We start from the raw sequence: 18676 nt of genomic DNA, 5'->3' as shown, positions 1-18676 counted from the left end.
TTCGACCGGAAAGGAATGCCGCAATGACCGCCAACTGGAAAAGCGCAGCCGTGCGTCTCGGCGTCTTCCTTGCGGTGTGTCTGCTCGGCGTGTTCGCGCTGTACGCGGTATTCGGGCAGATGCGCTTCGGAGAAAAGGCCAACACATACAAGGCCGAGTTCCTGAACGTGACCGGCCTGGAGAAGAACGACTTCGTCCGCATCGCGGGCGTGGAGGTCGGCAAGGTCGAGAACATCTCCATCCAAGGGGATACGACCGCACTCGTCGAGTTCACCGCCGACGACTCGGTCGTGCTCACTGACGGCAACCGGGCGGTGATCCGGTACGACGACCTGATCGGCGGCCGTTACCTGTCGCTGGTGGAGGGTGCGGGTGGCACCACGAAAGTCAGGCCGGGGGAAACGATTCCGCTGGCCCGGACATCGCCCGCACTGGATCTCGATGCGCTGATCGGTGGCTTCCGGCCGCTGTTCTCGGCGTTGGACCCCGACCAGGTGAACGCCTTGTCCGGACAGCTGATTCAGGCGTTCGAGGGCCAGGGCGCGACAATCGGCTCATTCCTGTCGCAAACCGCGGCGCTGACCAACACACTGGCCGACCGCGATCAGTTGATCGGTGAGGTCATCGTCAACCTGAACACCGTGCTCGGATCGCTCGGCGGCCAAAGTGACCAGTTCGCAAAGGCGGTCGACTCGCTGTCGGAGCTGGTGCAGGGACTCGCGGAGCGCAGGACCGATATCGCCAACGGTGTCGCGTACGCGAATGCCGCAGCAGGCAGTGTCGCGGATCTGCTGTCGCAGGCGCGTCCGCCGTTCGCGAAGACCATCCAGGAAACCGACCGGGCGGCAGGCATTGTGGTGGCCGATATCGACTACTTCGACAACCTGATCAACACCCTCCCCGACGCCTATCAGGCGTTGAGCCGGCAGGGCATCTACGGTGACTTCTTCTCGTTCTACCTGTGCGACATCATCCTCAAGCTCAACGGCAAGGGTGGCCAGCCGGTCTACGTGAAGATCGCCGGACAGCCGACGGGGAGGTGCGCGCCGCGATGAAGCCGTTCTCCGAACGTAGTCCGCTCGTCATGGGTGCCATCGGCCTCGGCCTGACCGCCGGGATCGTGCTCGTCGCGCTCCAATACGACAAGATCCCGTTCATCAACCAGACCAAGGAGTACTCGGCATACTTCGACGAGGCCGGCGGCCTGACAACCGGTGCGGGCGTCCAGGTTTCGGGCTTCCAGGTGGGCCAGGTCCGGTCGATCGATCTGGACGGGCCGCAGGTGCTGGTCAAGTTCACCATCGACGACGACATCGCGCTCGGGGACCGCACCGAGGCCGCGATCAAGACCAAGGGCCTGCTGGGCGCGAAAATCCTCGAGGTCACGTCGCGCGGCGACGGCCGCCAGGAGGGCACGATTCCGCGTGACCGCACGACATCGCCGTACCAGCTGCCCGACGCGCTGGGTGAGCTCGCGACGACCATCAGCGGTCTGGACACCACGCAGCTTTCCGATTCCCTGCGGGTGGTTGCGGATACGTTCTCCGAGACCCCGCCCGAGCTCCGGGTCGCCGTCGAGGGCGTTGCCCGATTCTCCGAGACCCTCAACCAGCGCGACGCCGAGTTGCGGGAACTGCTCACCAATGCCAACAAGTCGACGGCGGTGCTGGCCGAGCGCAGCGACCAGGTTGTCAGCCTGATCGCCGACACCAACGCGCTGCTGGCGGAGCTGCAGAACCAGAGCGCCGCCATCGACCAGATCTCGGGCAGCATCTCGGCGCTGAGCCAGCAGTTGGAGGGTTTCATCTCCGAGAACCGCGACACGATGAGGCCCGCGATCGACAAGCTCAACGGCGTGCTGACGGTCCTCGACAACCGCAAGGAGCGGCTGCAGAAGGGGCTGAAACTGCTGACCGGCTATGCGATGTCGCTGGGGGAGTCGGTCTCGTCGGGGCCGTTCTTCAAGAACTACATCGCCAACCTGCTTCCCGGCCAGTTCCTGCAGCCTTTCATCGACGTGGCGTTCTCCGACCTCGGTCTGGATCCCAACGTGCTGTTGCCATCCGAGCGCACCGACCCGCAGATCGGCACACCCGCAGTCCCGGCGATGCCGGTGCCGTACCCACGTACCGGCCAGGGCGGCGAGCCGAATCTTCAGCTGCCCGATGCCATCACGGGCAATCCGGGGGATCAAGGGTGTGGTCCGCCCGGTATACCGCTGCCCGGCCCGACCGGCTGCTACCCGTACCGCGAGCCGCTGCCGCCTGGACCGCCCGGCGGCCCGCCGCCCGGACCGCCCGCGGCTGCGCCGCCGGGACTGGGGTCCATCCCCGTCCCGACGCCAAGCCCGGTGATGGTTCCCGCGCCGGGTGAGGTCTACTCGGATCCGGTGGCCGGCCGATGAATCGCATTCGCAAGAGCTGGGTGGCCGTGGGGCTGGTCGTGCTGCTGGTCGCCGGTGTGGTCGTCCTGCTGCGCACCAGCGACACCATCAACCGCACGAACGTAGTTGCCTACTTCGACAACAGCAACGGCATCTACGTGGGTGACGACGTGCGGATACTCGGTGTGAACGTCGGCTCGATCAGCAAGATCGAGCCGGAGCCCGACCGCGTCAAGATCTCGTTCTGGTACGACAGCAAGTACAAGGTGCCCGCGGACGCCAACGCCGCGGTCCTGTCGCCGACGCTGGTGACCTCGCGTGCGATCCAGCTGACGCCGGTGTACACGGGCGGTGCCACGATGGCCGACAACACGGTGATTCCGCGTGAGCGCACGGTGGTGCCGGTCGAATGGGACACGCTGCGTTCTCAGCTCGAACGACTGGCCCAGGAGTTGCAGCCCACCGAGCCCGGTGGGGTGAGCCCGCTCGGCGCGGTGATCAACACCGCCGCCGACAACCTGCGTGGCCAGGGTGCGAACATCCGCGACACGGTGATCAAGCTGTCGCAAGCCTTTTCGGCTCTCGGCGACAAGAGCACCGACATATTCTCGACCATCAAGAACCTGTCGATCCTGGTGTCGGCTCTGCAGGACAGTACGAACCTGATGCGTCAACTGAACCAAAACCTGGCGTCGGTCACCGGCCTGCTTGCCGACAATCCCAATGAGGTCGCCGACGCGGTGCGGGATTTCAACGCCGTCATCGGTGACGTCCAGACGTTCGTCGCGGACAACCGCGAATCCCTGGGCACCACATCGGACAAGCTCGCCGGTGTGACACAGGCGCTGAACGACAGCCTCGACGACGTCAAACAGTTCCTGCATGTGGCGCCCAACTCATTCCAGAACTACGTCAACGTCTATCAACCGGCGCAAGGTGGCGCCAGCGCGATCCTGGCGGTCAACAACTTCGCCAACCCGATCAGCTTCCTGTGCGGTGCGGTGCAGGCGGCGTCGCGGCTGAATGCCGAGCAGTCGGCGAAGCTGTGCGTGCAGTACCTGGCGCCGATCATCAAGAACCGTCAGTACAACTTCCCGCCGATCGGCCAGAACCTCTTCGTCGGTGCGCAGGCGCGGCCGAACGAGATCACCTACAGCGAGGAGTGGATGCGGCCCAATTACATTCCGCCGCAGCCGCCGGTCGCTGCGCCATCGCCGGCGCCGGACGGCTCTGCGCCGCCCCCACCGCCGGGACCCCCGCTTCCTGCCGAGGCCGTCGTGGCCACGAACCCAACCGACGGTCTGCAGGGAATGATGGTGCCGCATGGAACGGGGCCGCGATGACGACGCGACGAATTCGATTGCGCACCAGCGCAGCACTGCTGGCAGTCGCCGCGGTTGTTTCCGGCTGCGGTGACTGGCAGGGACTGAACTCGATTCCGCTGCCGGGGGTGCAGGGCCGCGGGCCCGGCGCGTTCACCATTCAGGCGCAGATGCCCGACGTCGACAACATCGAGCCGAATTCCCGGGTCCGCGTTGCAGACGTGACGGTCGGCAACGTGACCAAGATCGAGCGGCAGGGTTGGAACGCCCTGGTCACGATGGAGCTCAACGAGAATGTCCAGCTGCCCGCCAACGCCACGGCCAAGCTGGGGCAGACCAGCCTGTTGGGTTCGCTGCACATCGAACTCGCGCCCCCGACCGATGTGGCGCCGGAGGGCAGGCTGCACGAAGGTTCGCTGATTCCGCTGAAGTCGGCGAGCAATTACCCGAGCACCGAGCAGACGCTGGCGTCGGTTTCCCTGCTGCTCAATGGTGGTGGGATCGGGCATGTTCAGGACATCACCGAGGCGTTCAGCACCGCGTGGACGGGCCGCGAAGCCGACCTGCGCAGTCTCATCGAGCAGCTCGACATCTTCATCGGATACGTGAACGACCAAAAGGGCGACATCATCGCCGCCAACGAGAGCATCAACAATCTGGTCGGCCAGTTCGCCGAGCAGAAGCCGGTGGTGGACAGGGCATTACGCACGATCCCCGATGCGCTCGAGGTGTTGAAGGATCAGCGGAACAATCTTTCCGAGGCGCTCGTGCAGCTGGGCAGGTTCAGCGCGTTGGCCGCCGATTCGGTCGACCAGACCAAGGAAGCGCTCGTCCAGGAGCTGAGGGACCTCGGGCCGACGCTCGAACAGCTTGCCAATGCGGGCCCGGCTCTGACGCGGGCACTGAGCTTCCTGCCGACGTTCCCGTTCCCGAAAGAGACGTTGACCAACTGGATCCGAGGCGACTACGCGAACCTGTCATTGATCGTGGACATGACGCTCAGCCGCATCGACCAAGGTCTCTTCACCGGAACACGATTCGAATGCAACCTGACGTGGTTGGAGTTGTTCTGGGGCCGCACCGTCGGCCAGATGCCCAGCCCGTGCAACCACCACGTTCCGCCCCCTGGCGGCAACCCGTTGCTCGAGGCGTATCGCTGGGATCAGGGGCCGTGACATGCGACTGACTCGACAGATCGTCATCCAGCTGATGATCTTCAGCGTGCTGGCCGTGGTGGCGCTGGGCATCATGGTGATCTCGTACATGCGCCTGCCCGCGCTCATGGGCATCGGGGAGTATCGCGTCACCCTGGAGCTGCCGGAAGCCGGTGGGCTGTATCCGCGCGGGAACGTCACCTACCGCGGAACTCAGGTCGGCATCGTGAAGAGTGTCAAACTCACCGACAACGGTGTCGCGGCGGATCTTTCGCTTGATTCCGACGTGCCGATCCCCGCCGACCTCGAGGCCGAGGTACACAGCGTGTCCGCGGTGGGTGAGTTGTACGTTCAGTTGATTCCGCGCAGCGGCGACGGCCCGATACTCCGGGACGGCGATGTCATCCCGCAGGATCGCGCGCGGGTCCCCATCGACGTGAACACGGTCCTGGATGCCACCAACCGCGGTCTTGCCGCGATTCCGCGCGACAACCTGCGCACGGCAGTCGATGAGGCGTACACCGCGTTAGGCGGCCTCGGACCCGAGCTGTCCCGATTGGTCGACGGCGGCACCAACCTGGCCATCGACGCTCGCGAGAACCTCGACCCGTTGACGACCCTGATCGATCAGTCGCAACCGATCCTCGATTCCCAGACCGACACCGGTGGCGAGATTCAGGCGTGGGCGGCCAATCTCGCGTCGGTCACCGACCAGTTGCAGTCACAGGACGCCGCCGTGGCGGGCATTCTCGAAAAGGGGCCCGGCGCAGCCGAAGAGGTGCGGGCGCTATTCGACAGATTGCAGCCGACGCTGCCGATCGTGTTGGCCAACCTGGTGAACATCGGCGAGGTCGCCGTCGCCTATCAGCCCAGCCTCGAACAGCTGTTGGTGTTGTTCCCGCAGGGCACCGCGACGACGCAGGCGATCGGTGTGGCCAAGGCGAACACCAAACAGGACTACATGGGCGACTACTTGACGCTGAACCTCAACCTGAACCTGCCGCCACCGTGCACGACCGGATTCCTGCCGACCCAGCAGCAGCGGGTCCCCGCCCTGCAGGACTATCCGGACCGGCCCGCCGGCGACGTGTACTGCCGCATCCCGCAGGACGCGCCGTTCAACGTGCGCGGTGCGCGCAATCTCCCGTGTGTGACGGTGCCGGGCAAACGCGCACCCACGGTGAAGATGTGCGAAAGCGGAGAGACGTACGTGCCGCTCAACGACGGCTACAACTGGAAGGGCGACCCCAACGCCACCCTGTCCGGTCAGCCGATTCCCCAGCTGCCTCCCGGAGAAGTAGCTCCTCCGCCGGCTCCGGCGCCGCCGCCGATCGCAGCGGCCGAATACGACCCTGCGACAGGCACATACGTCGGACCGGACGGGAAGATCTACGAGCAGTCCAACCTTGCCGACGGCGCCGCCGAGCAGACGTGGCAGTCCATGCTGGTGCCGCCGGGGAACTGACGACGCCGCTTCGTCACAGCCGGACGACGATGCCCTGCGTCAGTGCGACGATGACGCCAAGGGCGACGATGAACGCGACGCTGCCGCCGACCAGCATTGCCGTCTCCCGCCATAGTCCGGCGTTGGTCGGCGGGGGCAGAAAGAACTCCGCGGGAAGGTCTTTCATGTTGACGCGTTGTCGGGGATGCGCGCTCACTTGGATCACTTTCTGTATAGCTCACGGAACGTACGGACTGTCGGCGCCGGTCACCGCACGCAATACCACGAGCGGCAGCACCAGCAGGAAGAAGAAGCTCACCTGGAAACCGATGAACCAGGCACCCAGGCGCATCAGCTCGAACCGCCACCGCGGGATGGTGACGCCGTAGTCGAGATGGGCGTCGAACTCCTGCTGCTTGGTGAAGATCACCGGTTTGGTGGCCACGGCGAGGTGACCTGAACCCGCGGTTGCGGTGGTTGCGCCCTGCGAACCGGGCTTCTTCGGCACCGTGAAGCGGTCCAGCCTGCAGAACCGTTCGAGGTGGTTGAGACCGCGGATGGGTGGCTTGCCCGCCCAATAGGCAATCAGGTTCGGCCAGATGCACATGATGCCGATGGTCCACAGCAGGGTGATCCGACCGCCGCTGCCCCACTCGAGCACCGGTCCGATTCCCGGGTCATAGGTCCACCACCCCATCGCGGTCGCGGTGCCCTCGACCACGAAATCCCAAATGTAATTGACCGGGATCGCAAGCACGAGAAGCGACTTGAGCATGCTCCACCCTGTGCGCGATGACACCCATTGGCTGAGCCACAACACCAGCAACGCGTGCACCCCCCAGTACACCGCGTACGCGAACGGCATGAAGAGCGGATCATTGGGTGTCTTCAGCGGCAACCAGTCCAACAGATGGTGTTCGGCGAATGCGGGACTGTAGAAAAGCATCTGGCCCCAGTCGCCGATTGTCTCCATCCAGTACACGGCGATGCTGTTGAACAAGAACAGAAAGCCCCAGGTGAGTCGACGGCGACGGACGACGTCGGCGATGGCCAGCACGATGAAGATGCTCCCTGCGATCGGGACGACCCAGTTGAAGACCCACACGCCTGCCGGGGCGGCGGTGACGGGCGGTATGAGTCCCTCCGCTGCTAAAACCATGGGTGCCTCTTCGTTGGCAGGATATAGTGAAGTCAGCTTCACTAAAAGGAGGCGGATTGTCAACCGTCGACGGTCGTCGCATACGCGAATTCCAGGCCGAGTCGTTGCAACGACACGCCATCGAGTTCGGTGAGTGGATGGTGCGCGCCAGCAACAATCGAGCACACGCACTGGGTCACAAGGAGTTACGCCCGGCGCATGCACGTTTAATGGTGTTCCTCGACTGGGAGGGCAGCCGAATCTCGGACATCGCGAAGGCCCAGGACGTCAGCAAGAACGCGGTAGGCCAGCTGGTCACCGAACTCGAGGACCTCGGCTATGTCGAGCGGGTGCCGGACCCGGCCGACGGGAGAGCCAAGATCGTCCGCTACACCGACCAGGGCAGGGCACTGCTGGCCGACGCGTCGGCGATCGCCGAACAGCTGGATGCCGAGATCGAGGCGATTGTCGGAGCCAAACGTCTCGCGGCGCTGCGCTCGACGCTCGCCGATATCTGTCACCACCTCGAACTCGGGCCAGCGTCGTGATCCGGGCTATCGGTAGCTTGTAGGGCTCTTGCCAGCCATGGCGAACGGTGTTTACTATACACCGTATGGCTGGCAGACCCAAGGTGCGCAAAGACCCCCTTGACGAAGACGCGATCGTCGCTGCCGCCTTGAAGCTTGCGCGAAAACGCATATCTGATCTGACGATGCGTTCTGTCAGTGACGAGCTGCAGGTCTCCGTCGGAGCGCTGTACAAGCACGTCGCCGGCCGGGACGAGTTGGTGGCGCTCGTCGTCGAGAAGATCCTGGGGCAGGCGCCACCGATGGTGCCCGACGCCGGCGACGGATGGCTGGCGTTACGCGCGCAGGTGCTCGGAATCCAGGCGCTGATGGATCGGTACCCGGGACTGGATCAAGTGGTCATTGCGCACTCGCCGGCCTCGCCGATCGCCAACGAACTTCGCAGGCAAGGTATGGCCGCGCTTCAGAAGGAGGGGCTGACGCTAGACGAGGCCCACCGCGTCTATCGCGCGGTCACGTGGCTGTGGTTGGGATCGCGGGTGGCGATGCAGGGCCCCACCCGTAAGCAGGCCGATATCGACACCTTCGCCGAGTCGCTGGACATTCTGCTGGCGGGGCTCAAACGCCATATGTCACACGATGTTTTACCGGAAGTCGAGCAAGAAGCAAGTGGAGGCGGTTCATGAACAAGTTTCTGAAATCCAAAGGGGCAGCCGTTGCGCTGTTCTTCATCCTGGCGGCCGCCTGGATCATCACGATCGTGACTGTCCAAGCCTTACAACTAGCGCACTACGGATAGGAAAGCCATGTTGCAAGATGCCCTGATACTGGCCGGCATGGTGGCGGCCGACCTCCTGATCATCGCAGTGTGGTGGTTCCTCGGGAGCAGGTTGGTGCCCGCCGAATCAAGTCCCCCCGCCGCGGAGTCGACACTGACGAAAACCCCTCGGCTGCATAAGATCCTGACAGTCATCTGCTTCATGCTCCTCGTCGGTCTCCTCGTCGAATGCATGGCGATGTTCCCTGCGATTCTGGTGAGGTTCGGATGGTCCTGAAAGAATACCCAACCGATACCGAGGGTGGCGCCAAGCCCGCGCGCTGGATCGAGCCTGCCGATAGCTGGTTGCTCGCCGGCTGCATCTTGTCAGGCACCATGATTCTGGGGCCCATCGGGCCGATCGTGTTGGGCATCGCACTGTGGAAGCTGTACAAGTCGGTCAAGGCCGGCACCAACGTGCGACCCTGGGCAGCGACGGTCATCGCGACTTTCTGCATGGTCGACGGGCTGATCAACTTCTCCCCGTGGTCATTTGACACCTTCGCCCACAACACGGTGCTCGGCGAAACGTTCATCACGGGGTACGGTCGCTTCTTCGACGGGGCCTTCTATCTCGACTACAACAGCGGCGCGCTCGGTGGAATCCCCAATACCGCGGAGAAGATGTGGCAGTACCTCGCCGTCTTCATTCTGATGCCGATGCGAGTCGTCAGCGCCTGGGCATTCATGCAGATGCGAACCTGGGGACTGCATTTCATGAAAATCTCGGCATGGTTGTACCTGTTCCTCTGGGTCGGTTACACGATGGCGATGAGCATGGATTTTGAAGAGCGCATAGCCACATCCGAATTCGGTCTGGGCTGGTGGCTGTTCAATCTCTTCTATCTGTCGCCGGTCTTCGTGCTGCCATACCTTTACACCGTGGACAAGAGCCGTTGGTGTCGTTGACGCCGCACTGGCTGCCCACCGGTTGGTTCCAGGTCGCGTGGTCCGATGACGTGACGGTGGGCACGGTGCGGCCGCTTCGATATTTCGGTCAGGAACTGGTCGCCTATCGGGATGACGACGGGGCGCTGCACATCCTCGACGCTCACTGCAGGCATCTCGGCGGCCACCTCGGCTACGGCGGCAGTGTGCAAGGCGACTGTGTAGTGTGCCCGTTTCACGGATGGCACTGGAACCAGCACGGCCGCAATACCTTTATCCCGTATCAGCCAGACCGTCCCAACGGCTCCCGACGGATCCGGGTGTGGCCCGTGCGTGAGCAATTCGGTGTGGTTTATCTCTGGCACGACCATGACGGTCGTGAGCCGAGCTGGGAGCCGCCGAACATCTTCACCGACACCGCGGCCCACACCGCTGTGCTGGACTACCACCCGGCCGCGCCCAGCGGGCTTGTCCGATACGGCGCTCTTCCGCTGCATCCGCAGGTGGTGCTCGAAAACGCCGCCGATCCTATCCATTTTCGCTACGTGCACGGCACCAAGCATCATCCGGTCTTTCTGCGACGGTGGGAGGACGACTCGCGATGGTTCAGCCAGATCGGGTTCGGGTCGCGGTGGCGGGAGATGGACCCCGACAGTCACAACGGCGACACCCTGTCCATTCTCGCCGCGGGTGTCGGCCTGAGCTACACGTCGCTGTCGGGGTCATCGAACACGCTGATTCTGTTGTCCACCACACCGGTTGACGTCGGCAGCAGTGAGATGTTCCAGACGGTGTGGTTGGAGAGGCTGCCCGGCGATGACGCTCCCGGCGCGCTGACGTCACGGATCGATGCCGCCACCGCACAACTGCCTAACGACATCTTGATTTGGAGTCATCAGCGCTTCGAGGATCCACCCGCCCTGGCTACCGCCGAGGGGCGCGCCTTCACCGACCTGAGACTCTGGGCCCGACGCTTCTACCCCGGTTTACCGGGTGCCCTTGGCCTGCAATCGGCAACAGCCAGCCGCATGGAGAGGCGACCGTGAAGGTCGGCGTCTATTTCGATCTGCGAAACCCGCCGCAATGGCGGCAGAATCCATCGCGCCTTTACGGGTTCACACTCGAAGCCTGTGAGGAAGCCGAACGTCTGGGCGCGAGCTCGGCATGGTTCTCCGAACACCATCTATTCGAAGACGACTATCTCTGCACACCATTGACATTCGCGGCCGCCGTCGCCGCGCGCACGCAGCGCATTCGGCTCGGAACGGCGATTGTCATCGCACCGCTGCACCATCCGGCGGAGATCGCCGAGCAGAGCGCAGCAGTCGACCTGATCTCCGACGGTCGCCTCGACCTGGGGCTCGGCACCGGATACCGGGTCCCGGAATTCGAGCTGTTTGACGCATCGATGAACGCGCTGTATGCAAAGACCGATGGCACTGTGCGGCGGCTTCGCCAGCTGTGGGGCAATGACGGCATCCGGCCCGGCACGGTGCAGGAGTGCCTACCAATCTGGATGGGCTATCAGGGTCCGCAGGGCGCCCGACGCGCCGGACTCCTGGGTGAGCGACTCTTGTCGGCGGATGCCGGCCTGTGGGCCCCATACAGTGACGGACTCGCCGAGGCGGGCCGCCCGCGTGAGATGGGTGTGATGGCAGGCGGGGTCCAGGCGTGGGCCACCGACGATCCCGAACGCGACTGGCCGACGGTATCGGAACACCTTGCCCATCAACTGAACTCCTATCGTCGCCACATGGTCGAGGGCACCGGCCGTCCGCCGCCCATCCCCGTCGACCTCGACCGCGTGGTCAACGCCGACAGCAATGGCCCGCTCGGGTCGTTCACCTACGGCACGCCGGAGTATGTGGCCGAGCACATTCGCGCGAGCACTGCAGGCGCTCCGGTGGACACCGTGTTCCTGTGGGCATCCGTCGGAGGAATGAGCGAAGACATGGTGACGCGCAACATCGAGACGATCTGTACGCGGCTGGCGCCACTGCTCGCCGAGGAGGACCGATGACCGAACTCAGCACCACTCGCCGCGAGGCGGCCGATCCATTCGGCGAATGGGCAAGCAGCAAAGACGTTTTGATGAGTTATCGGTACCTCGCGTCAGCGCCGTACCCGACTGACCGCACGCATGCCGAGAACCTGCTGCACATCCGGCGCGACCTTCGCACGCCCGCCGATGCGATGCTGACGGCACCGTTGGCGATAGCGATGCTCGATGCTGCGGGCGTCAACGTCGATCCGGTCAACATCCTCGCGCTCACCCAGGTCAACATCACCGTCATCGACCACGGCAGGGGCGTTGACGATGTGCTCGTGGCGGGGCGCGTCGCCACCGAGGCCCGGTCGCAGATCTTCACCGAAGCGTCGTTCTTTGACGCGGCAGACCCGGCGAAGCTCGTCGGTCTGGGCTCGGCGAACTGGTCGGTCATCTGCCCGACGCCGGACGGCTTCGCCTATCCCAAACCGGGGGACGGCGTCGACGAATCATCCGACATCCCGCCGCTGTGGCAAGCCTACAGCGGGAACCGGCGTGCCGACGGTCTGCTCGAGATCTCGGGCCTTAAACCAGAAATCGGGGCTGATCGCCTTCATCACGGACCGATGCTGGTCGTCACCGAGGCGGCGGCGCTGGAAGCGGGTGCCGAGGCACTTGGTACCGACGCGCTCTGTGTCGACCAGATCGCCACGACGATCATGGCCCCGGGTCGGGTAGGCCCGTTTGTCGCGGTGCCGGTGTCGGTCGGTGTCAGTGGAGACGCGGCCGGCTGCCGCGTGGAGCTCCGTGACCACGGCCGTGACGACCGGACGGTCGCCGCCACAACGTTGAGGATTAGCCGGGTCAACTGACCGGGATTCTCGTGGTCGACCGGTGGCCGACGATCTGGTGGATCGAGCGGTAGATAAGCGCAACATCGGAGTGATGTTGTCGTGCAGCGTATCTCGTCCAATAGCGTCCCGACCCGCTCTGACCTCGGGCACGAACAGGTCTACCCAGGCGCCGACGTCGCGCTCATCGACGGCCAGGGCGCCGTTATCGGCCAGTGCCCTTGCGAAACCCTTGCCGATTCCTGACCACCACCGGTGACCAGGGCGACCTTTCCGTGCAGCCTGCTCGTTGCCACTGGAACCCCCGGCCCTTCACGTGTGCTTCAGGTCACGTTACAGTGTAAGGTCAGAGGTGCAGACCCCGCTTCACAACGGCCCAAGAGAACGAGGACTGATGACCCAAGCTACGAAGTTCGATCCGCGGCTCGCGCCGCTGACCCAGCAGGTCAAGTCGATGGCGAGCCCGCAGGCGCTTTACAGCGAGAAGGCAGGCAAGGTCCGCGCCGAGAAGTCGAACGGGGTTTGGAATCTCTACCGCCACGACGACATCATCAAGATCAACCGTCACCCCGCCATACTCGGTAATGGCGGTCAGGGCGGCAGCTTCGGAAACGACAACCCCCTGATCCCGCTCGAGATAGACGGCGACGACCACAAGAAATGGCGCAAGCTACTCGACCCGATCTTCGGCCCCAAGCAGATGTTCCCTCTGGAAGCGCAGATCCGGCAGCTCGCGGGAGAGCTCATCGACCAATTCGCATCGCGCGGCGAAGCGGAACTGCACGACGAATTCTGTGTTCCCTTGCCGTCACTCACGTTCCTGCGTCTCGTCGGGGCGCCGATCGAGGACCTCGACTTCTTCATCGCTTTCAAGGATGGCGTGATCCACCCCCAAGGTGACACGGTCGAAGAAATCGAAGCCAATATGGCAGAGGCGGGCGGCAAGCTACTTGCGTACTTCGTCGATTTTCTGGCCAAGCGCCGCGAGGAGACCGACCAGAAGGAAGACGTGATCGCCGTGCTCTTGCGGTCGGAGGTTGACGGCAAGCCCATCGCCGAGTTGGACCTGTTGAACATCATGTTCCTGCTGATGTTCGCCGGTCTTGACACGGTGACGTCGTCGTTGTCGTGCATCTTCGCATGGCTGGGCCAACACCCCGAGGCGCGGGACCGCCTGATCGCGGATCGATCGCTTCTCCCCGCAGCCATCGAGGAGATAATGCGCTACGAATCTCCGGTGCCGTCGGGGCAGCGGCACCCCACCGAAGACATCGATTTGGGCGACGGCCTGGTTATCAAAGCCGGAGAGCCCATTCATGCCTTCTGGGCAGCAGCGAACGTCGACCCGACCCACTACGACGACCCCCTGACAGTGAACTTCGACCGCGGCCGCCAGAGCCATATCGTGTTCGCCAGCGGAACGCATCGCTGCCTCGGGTCTCACCTTGCACGCATGGAGCTGAGGATCGCCTTGGACGAGATTCTCACTCGTATACCGGATTACACCATCCCAGCGGTGGAGGACTTGGTCTACGACAACGTCTCGGTCCGAATGGCCACCAGCCTGCCGATTAAGTTCACGCCCAGCTAGCCGATGACCTGGCGATTCAAAAGGTAGACATCGTCGCGGCCGACACATCAGGCGGATATCCGTTGCGTGACAACGCTTCTGCCTTCGGCAGCAAGACGATTCCGCCGTGCGTGGTGGCGATGCTGTCGCCTGGTTACATCAGCGCAGAGGCCGCCGCGCTGAGCATTCCGGTGTTCATCGGTGTGGGTGAACGCGATGTCGCCCCCAAAACACTACCGGCTCGTGTTGCTGCAGAAGACGCAGAAGGAGCCGCACAAGCCTGTTCTTCTGATCAATCCGGATGGACATCTTCAAAATCCGTTGTATCACGACGTCGCAATCGCGTCGGGCAGCAAGCAAGTCCACATCGCGGGTCAGGTGGCGTGGGACGCTGACGGCCACCTGGTGGCGGAGGACCTCGCGGGTATGAGCCCGGCATTCTCATCGAGGCCGAGGTCTCCGCAGTGGTCGACTAGCGCGACTTCTTCGACTTCTTAGCGGCGAGCTGTGCTCGCAGCCCCTCGATGATCGTATCGACGCCGTAGTTGAAGAAGTCCCGCCCGCGCAGGCCGGTCAGGTGGGGCACCAGCTTGGCCAGGGTGTCCTCCAGCTCGCCGGGGTCCACCTCGGAGGGATCGGGGGTGTCCAATTCCACCACCTGATAGCGGCCGAACAGATAGGTGTGGATCATCGCGTAGGACAGAAACACGGTCGGCCCTTCGAATCCAGCGCTCTGCAAAATCTCCAGGATCCCATTCATCAGGCGCTGGTCTGTGCTGCGCATACGCTCGAGCATGACCGTGGCGATCCCCGGGTGATCATGCAGCCGCGCATCGATGCCGTACAAGACGTCGCGCAGTCGATCCTCCCACGGCCCCGAATCCGGTTCGGGTAGCACAACTTCCGAAAGTAACTTGCGCGCCACGAGGTCGAGTAGTTCCCGTTTGTCGCTGACGTACCAGTACGGCGCCATCGCGGATCTGCCGAGTTCGCGGGACAGCCTGCGCATGGACAACGCGTCGAGGCCTTCGGCGCGGATGATGTCCAGCGCCGCATCGACGATCTGCTCTTCGGTCAGCGTCGGTGGTTTGCCTCGCTTCGCGGTACCCGACGCCGTATCCGCGGCAGCCTCTTTGGCAGGGATCAGCGCGCTCCGTTCACTTGCCCGTGATGACCCATTGATGCTAGTTGACGGGCCAGCGGATGGGGCGGCGTCATATTCCGAGACGGTCGAGTAGTCGCTCGTAGAACACGGCGGGCCCGCCGAGTAGCAGGTTCGACGACAGCGCGCGCCGCTGGATCGCGGTGGCCTCCTCGGAACCGCCGGCGACCTCGGCGGCCAAGCTTGCCACCCGCAGTGATGCGGTGGAACAACCGATGTGGGCCGCCGCCGCTGACCCCACGGCCGCCTCGTTGTCCAGGGCCTGCCGCCAAAGCGAGATCGCAGCGGCATGGTCCAGGGTCGCCTGGACCAACTCCTGCTCGAGCGAACCGTCATGCGCATGTCGCGACAGCACATCGACGGCTCGCTCGATGATACCGACCTGTTCGCCGGCCAATGCCGTCATCAGCAGGTCGATGGATTGGCGCATCAACGCCCCGCCACGCCCTTCCTCGCCGAGCAGTTCGGCCGGGGTGTCATCAAACTCGATGCTGAACAGTGGCCGGGTCGCGTCGATCCCGGCGAGCTCGGTCATCGTTACGCCCGGCGCCTTCGCGTCGACGGCGAACAGTGACGGGCCCGCTATCGAGCGCGCAATGGTGAGGACGAGATCCGCACCGGCCGCGTCGGGAACGAAATGTTTCGCCCCGGTCAGCGTCCAACCCTCCAAAACGGGATTTGCCTTCGTGCGGACGAGGGCGGGGTCCCACGACCCGGACCGCTCGGCGGCCGCCAGCGTTGCACTGATCTCGCCTTGCGCGATCCGCGCCGCGTACTCGGATCCGTCGGCTCCAAGCGCTCGAAGCGTCTGCCAGGCCAATGCGACGTTTCCGAGAAGCGGTGACGTTGCGAGGGCGTACCCGTATTCGCGCATCGCCTCGCCAAGTCCGCGGACTCCATTCGCGGTGGCCATTGTCAGCCACGACGACTCGTCGGGGTTGTTGACAGTCTGTGCGTGCGCGCGCAAGTACTGTCGGGCACGCGCCCGAACCTCGGAGCGAGTGCTGCTGGCGGCCCGGTCGAATATTGCCGGATCTACTGCAGCCGAGAATAATTGGCTATGAATAGTGCCGCCGACGTCCGCGGCCAGACGGGGCCCCAGCACGTTGGCCACGAAGCGCGCCGCCGTAGCGAGTGCCCGCGCGCGCAGTGCTGTACCAATGGACGCGTCGGCGACGTCGCCGCGCGCCGCGGCGACCTCCACCAGCAGTGCGCTGAGATCGCGTCGCAGCGCGCGGTCGTCCCATGTCCACGTCGAGCGCATCAGCGCCGCGAGCGTGTCCGGCGTCAGTGCATCCTCAAAGTCTGGGTGAGTTGAGACGATCGAACCTGCCTGTGCTGCTTTGCCAGTTCCCACGTGCGGCCTCCCTGTTTTCGTTTACCGAAGGCGTTGGCCAACCTTAACGTTACAGTGTAAGGTCAGATGCGTGCACGTGGTGACGCTCAACCAAAGGAGCCCTCGACCATGACGCAGGTAACCGAGATGTCGGCTGACGTCCACGAGCGGGAGAAGATCTGGGCCCATTCGGGTGATTCGCATGCAATGGAGCCCGACGACCTGTGGACCTCGCGGCTGCCCAAACGACTGGCGGACCGCGCCCCGCGAACCGAGCGCGGCGAGAAGTACGAGATCGTCTACGTCGACGGTCAGCAATTGAGCCGTCAGCTCAACGACTTCATGGACGCTATGCGTCCACCGGGCGCGTCAGACATCGCGATCCGGCTGCAGGACTTGGACCGGGAAGGCGTCCAGTGCCAGCTGGCCTTCCCGTCCGCCGGTTTCTGGACAGTCAACATCAAGGATGCCGAACTGTCCCGTGCGGCCGCCCGGGCGTGGAACGAGTGGTCCCGAGACGAGGTCATGTCCTGGCAGAAGCGCATCTTCACGCCGGCAATCGTGCCGCTTGTCGAGCCCGCCGACGCCGCCGCCGAAGTGGAATGGGCTGCCGAACAAGGCTTTCAGTCCATTTTCCTGCCGTGCACGATGCCCGCCGACCAGGAGTGGGGTCTGGATCTCTGGGAGCCGTTGTGGTCGGCGGCCGACGCCAACAACATGGTGCTGGCCTACCACATCGGAACCGGCGGCGAGAACGTTGTCTACCGCGGTCCCGGCGGTGCGGTCGTCAACTACATGGAGACGACGTATCCCGGGATGCGGGTGGTGTCGCATCTGGTCGCCGGCGGCGCGCTCGACCGCCACCCCGACCTGAAGGTGCTGATCGCCGAGGGTGGTGCCGGCTGGGTCCCCGCGATCGGTGACCGGATGGACGAGGCGTACCGCCAACACGGAATGTTTGTGCGGCCCAGGCTGAATCGGCTGCCCAGCGAAATCGTCCGCCAACAGGTCTACGCATCCTTCCAGCACGACATCAGTGCGGTGCAGATCATCGAGGACACGCAGTACAACAATGTGATGTGGGGCGATGACTACCCACACCTGGAAGGCACCTACGGCCACACCCAGGAGACGCTGCACCAGTTGTTCGACTCGGTCGATCCGCGCATCAAGGAACGGGTACTGCGAGGCACGTTCGAGGAACTGTTCACCGTGCCGGATCTGGACGACGACGCCGCCTCCCGGTGACCGACACAGCTGCGGCACGCCGCCCGGCGCCCGACCCGCAAGGGGATTGGGCCGCCACCCGGGGAGTGCTGATGAGCTACGCCTACCTGGGGTCGCGGCCGCAGGCGATCGACTCGACCAGCGCTGAAAATCTGCTCGACTTGCGACCCGACCTGCGGACCGCTGCCGGTGCGGTGCTTGCGGCTCCGTTGGGCATCGCGATGCTCGACGCCGCCACGGTCAACGTCGAGGGGATGAGGGTCCTCGCGGTGACTCAGGTCGACATCGACATCGTCGACTGCGCGCTCGATATCCGTCAGGCGCATCTCGCCGGGCGCATCACAACGGAAATGCGATCGCAGCTGTTCACCGAGGCTCGAATCAACGACGCCGATGACGCCGGGCGCCACATCGGTTTCGGCACCGCGAACTGGGCGGTGCTCAACTGGTCGCCGCACCGCTTCTGCTTTCCGCAGCCTGGGCCGCCGGAGCCGGACTGGGCCGGATTGCCGCCGCTGTGGCACGCGTACTCGGGCCGCCGACGGACTGACGGCGCGATGGAGATACCCCGCCTGCCTCTCGAGGTCGGCGAAGAACGGCTGCACCATGGACCGATGCTCGTCGTGACCGAGGCGGTCGCGCTGGAAAGCGCCGCCGAGGCGCTCGGCACCGACGAACTCGTTGTCGAGCACCTGGCGATGACCGTGGTGGCGCCGGGCCGGGTGGGGCCGTTCATCGCCACAGCGGTATTCACTGCGATCGAGGGCGACTCCGTGGGGTGCCGGGTCGAACTGCGCGACGCCGGGCGTGGAGACCGCCTCATCGCTGCGACTTTCGTGCGGATGCGGATGTATGACTGATAAAGGAGCT

General features: G+C 64.3%; 19 protein-coding genes. 15 read left to right on the top strand and 4 right to left on the bottom strand.

Going from position 1 to position 18676, the window contains the following annotated elements; genetic code table 11:
• The first annotated feature begins 23 nt into the window (after positions 1–23).
• The 5 genes from G6N42_RS15390 to G6N42_RS15370 are packed head-to-tail and all read left to right on the top strand — an operon-like array spanning position 24 to position 6324.
• Positions 24–1055: a virulence factor Mce family protein gene (locus G6N42_RS15390; protein WP_163730360.1), complete on the top strand. Its 1032-nt coding sequence runs from the start codon at positions 24–26 to the stop codon at positions 1053–1055.
• On the top strand, positions 1052–2404 hold the full coding sequence (locus G6N42_RS15385) for an MCE family protein (RefSeq protein ID WP_163730359.1): 1353 nt from the start codon (positions 1052–1054) through the stop codon (positions 2402–2404). Before G6N42_RS15390 ends, G6N42_RS15385 begins: the two co-directional genes overlap by 4 nt.
• Positions 2401–3726 carry a virulence factor Mce family protein gene (locus tag G6N42_RS15380; RefSeq protein WP_163730358.1) on the top strand — a complete coding sequence of 442 codons (1326 nt, stop codon included), beginning with the start codon at positions 2401–2403 and terminating at the stop codon, positions 3724–3726. The genes G6N42_RS15385 and G6N42_RS15380 overlap by 4 nt, the downstream gene beginning before the upstream one ends.
• The gene (locus G6N42_RS15375) at positions 3723–4880 is read left to right on the top strand and encodes a virulence factor Mce family protein (protein WP_163730357.1); all 1158 of its coding nucleotides are present in this window, start codon (positions 3723–3725) and stop codon (positions 4878–4880) included. The genes G6N42_RS15380 and G6N42_RS15375 overlap by 4 nt, the downstream gene beginning before the upstream one ends.
• Position 4881: 1 nt before the next feature.
• On the top strand, positions 4882–6324 hold the full coding sequence (locus G6N42_RS15370; protein WP_163730356.1) for an MCE family protein: 1443 nt from the start codon (positions 4882–4884) through the stop codon (positions 6322–6324).
• A gap of 13 nt (positions 6325–6337) precedes the next feature.
• Here G6N42_RS15370 and G6N42_RS15365 read toward each other — a convergent pair whose 3' ends face one another.
• Positions 6338–6520 (bottom strand): DUF7156 family protein, encoded by a 183-nt coding sequence (locus G6N42_RS15365; protein WP_163724409.1) that lies wholly within the window; start codon positions 6518–6520, stop codon positions 6338–6340.
• 21 nt (positions 6521–6541) lie between these two features.
• Positions 6542–7462, bottom strand: coding sequence for a spirocyclase AveC family protein (locus tag G6N42_RS15360; protein WP_163730355.1), 921 nt, complete (start codon positions 7460–7462; stop codon positions 6542–6544).
• A 56-nt stretch (positions 7463–7518) separates the two neighbouring features.
• Between G6N42_RS15360 and G6N42_RS15355 the strand changes: the two genes are divergently transcribed.
• The 8 genes from G6N42_RS15355 to G6N42_RS15320 all read left to right on the top strand — a co-directional run bounded on the left by G6N42_RS15355 (position 7519) and on the right by G6N42_RS15320 (position 14102).
• Positions 7519–7989: a MarR family winged helix-turn-helix transcriptional regulator gene (locus tag G6N42_RS15355; RefSeq protein WP_232076151.1), complete on the top strand. Its 471-nt coding sequence runs from the start codon at positions 7519–7521 to the stop codon at positions 7987–7989.
• Between the two features lie 65 nt (positions 7990–8054).
• A complete protein-coding gene (locus tag G6N42_RS15350; RefSeq protein ID WP_163730354.1) occupies positions 8055–8654 on the top strand; it encodes a TetR/AcrR family transcriptional regulator in 600 nt (199 codons plus the stop codon).
• 120 nt (positions 8655–8774) lie between these two features.
• The gene (locus G6N42_RS15345; protein WP_163730353.1) at positions 8775–9023 is read left to right on the top strand and encodes a hypothetical protein; all 249 of its coding nucleotides are present in this window, start codon (positions 8775–8777) and stop codon (positions 9021–9023) included.
• Complete coding sequence (locus G6N42_RS15340) at positions 9014–9694, top strand: hypothetical protein (protein WP_163730352.1); 681 nt, start codon at positions 9014–9016, stop codon at positions 9692–9694. Before G6N42_RS15345 ends, G6N42_RS15340 begins: the two co-directional genes overlap by 10 nt.
• Entirely contained in the window at positions 9685–10719 is a 1035-nt protein-coding gene (locus G6N42_RS15335) for a Rieske 2Fe-2S domain-containing protein (RefSeq protein ID WP_232076150.1), read from the top strand. Before G6N42_RS15340 ends, G6N42_RS15335 begins: the two co-directional genes overlap by 10 nt.
• A complete protein-coding gene (locus tag G6N42_RS15330; RefSeq protein WP_163730351.1) occupies positions 10716–11693 on the top strand; it encodes an LLM class flavin-dependent oxidoreductase in 978 nt (325 codons plus the stop codon). The genes G6N42_RS15335 and G6N42_RS15330 overlap by 4 nt, the downstream gene beginning before the upstream one ends.
• Positions 11690–12532, top strand: a complete 843-nt coding sequence (locus G6N42_RS15325; RefSeq protein ID WP_163730350.1) for a hypothetical protein — start codon at positions 11690–11692, stop codon at positions 12530–12532. The genes G6N42_RS15330 and G6N42_RS15325 overlap by 4 nt, the downstream gene beginning before the upstream one ends.
• A gap of 373 nt (positions 12533–12905) precedes the next feature.
• Positions 12906–14102, top strand: a complete 1197-nt coding sequence (locus G6N42_RS15320) for a cytochrome P450 (protein ID WP_163730349.1) — start codon at positions 12906–12908, stop codon at positions 14100–14102.
• 451 nt (positions 14103–14553) lie between these two features.
• Here the strand turns inward: G6N42_RS15320 and G6N42_RS31215 are convergent, their stop codons facing one another.
• Together G6N42_RS31215 and G6N42_RS31210 are read right to left on the bottom strand one after the other, a co-directional pair.
• The gene (locus G6N42_RS31215) at positions 14554–15144 is read right to left on the bottom strand and encodes a TetR/AcrR family transcriptional regulator C-terminal domain-containing protein (RefSeq protein WP_286201664.1); all 591 of its coding nucleotides are present in this window, start codon (positions 15142–15144) and stop codon (positions 14554–14556) included.
• A gap of 151 nt (positions 15145–15295) precedes the next feature.
• Positions 15296–16600 carry an acyl-CoA dehydrogenase family protein gene (locus G6N42_RS31210; protein ID WP_163730348.1) on the bottom strand — a complete coding sequence of 435 codons (1305 nt, stop codon included), beginning with the start codon at positions 16598–16600 and terminating at the stop codon, positions 15296–15298.
• A gap of 108 nt (positions 16601–16708) precedes the next feature.
• Between G6N42_RS31210 and G6N42_RS15305 the strand changes: the two genes are divergently transcribed.
• On the top strand, positions 16709–17827 hold the full coding sequence (locus G6N42_RS15305; protein WP_163730347.1) for an amidohydrolase family protein: 1119 nt from the start codon (positions 16709–16711) through the stop codon (positions 17825–17827).
• Entirely contained in the window at positions 17824–18666 is an 843-nt protein-coding gene (locus G6N42_RS15300) for a hypothetical protein (protein ID WP_163730346.1), read from the top strand. The genes G6N42_RS15305 and G6N42_RS15300 overlap by 4 nt, the downstream gene beginning before the upstream one ends.
• Positions 18667–18676: the final 10 nt, after the last annotated feature.

It is taken from the genome of Mycobacterium gallinarum (assembly GCF_010726765.1).
GTDB classification, from domain to species: domain Bacteria; phylum Actinomycetota; class Actinomycetes; order Mycobacteriales; family Mycobacteriaceae; genus Mycobacterium; species Mycobacterium gallinarum.
The sequence above is the reverse complement of the archived record's forward strand: the minus strand, read 5'-3'. Positions and strand labels throughout refer to the sequence as shown.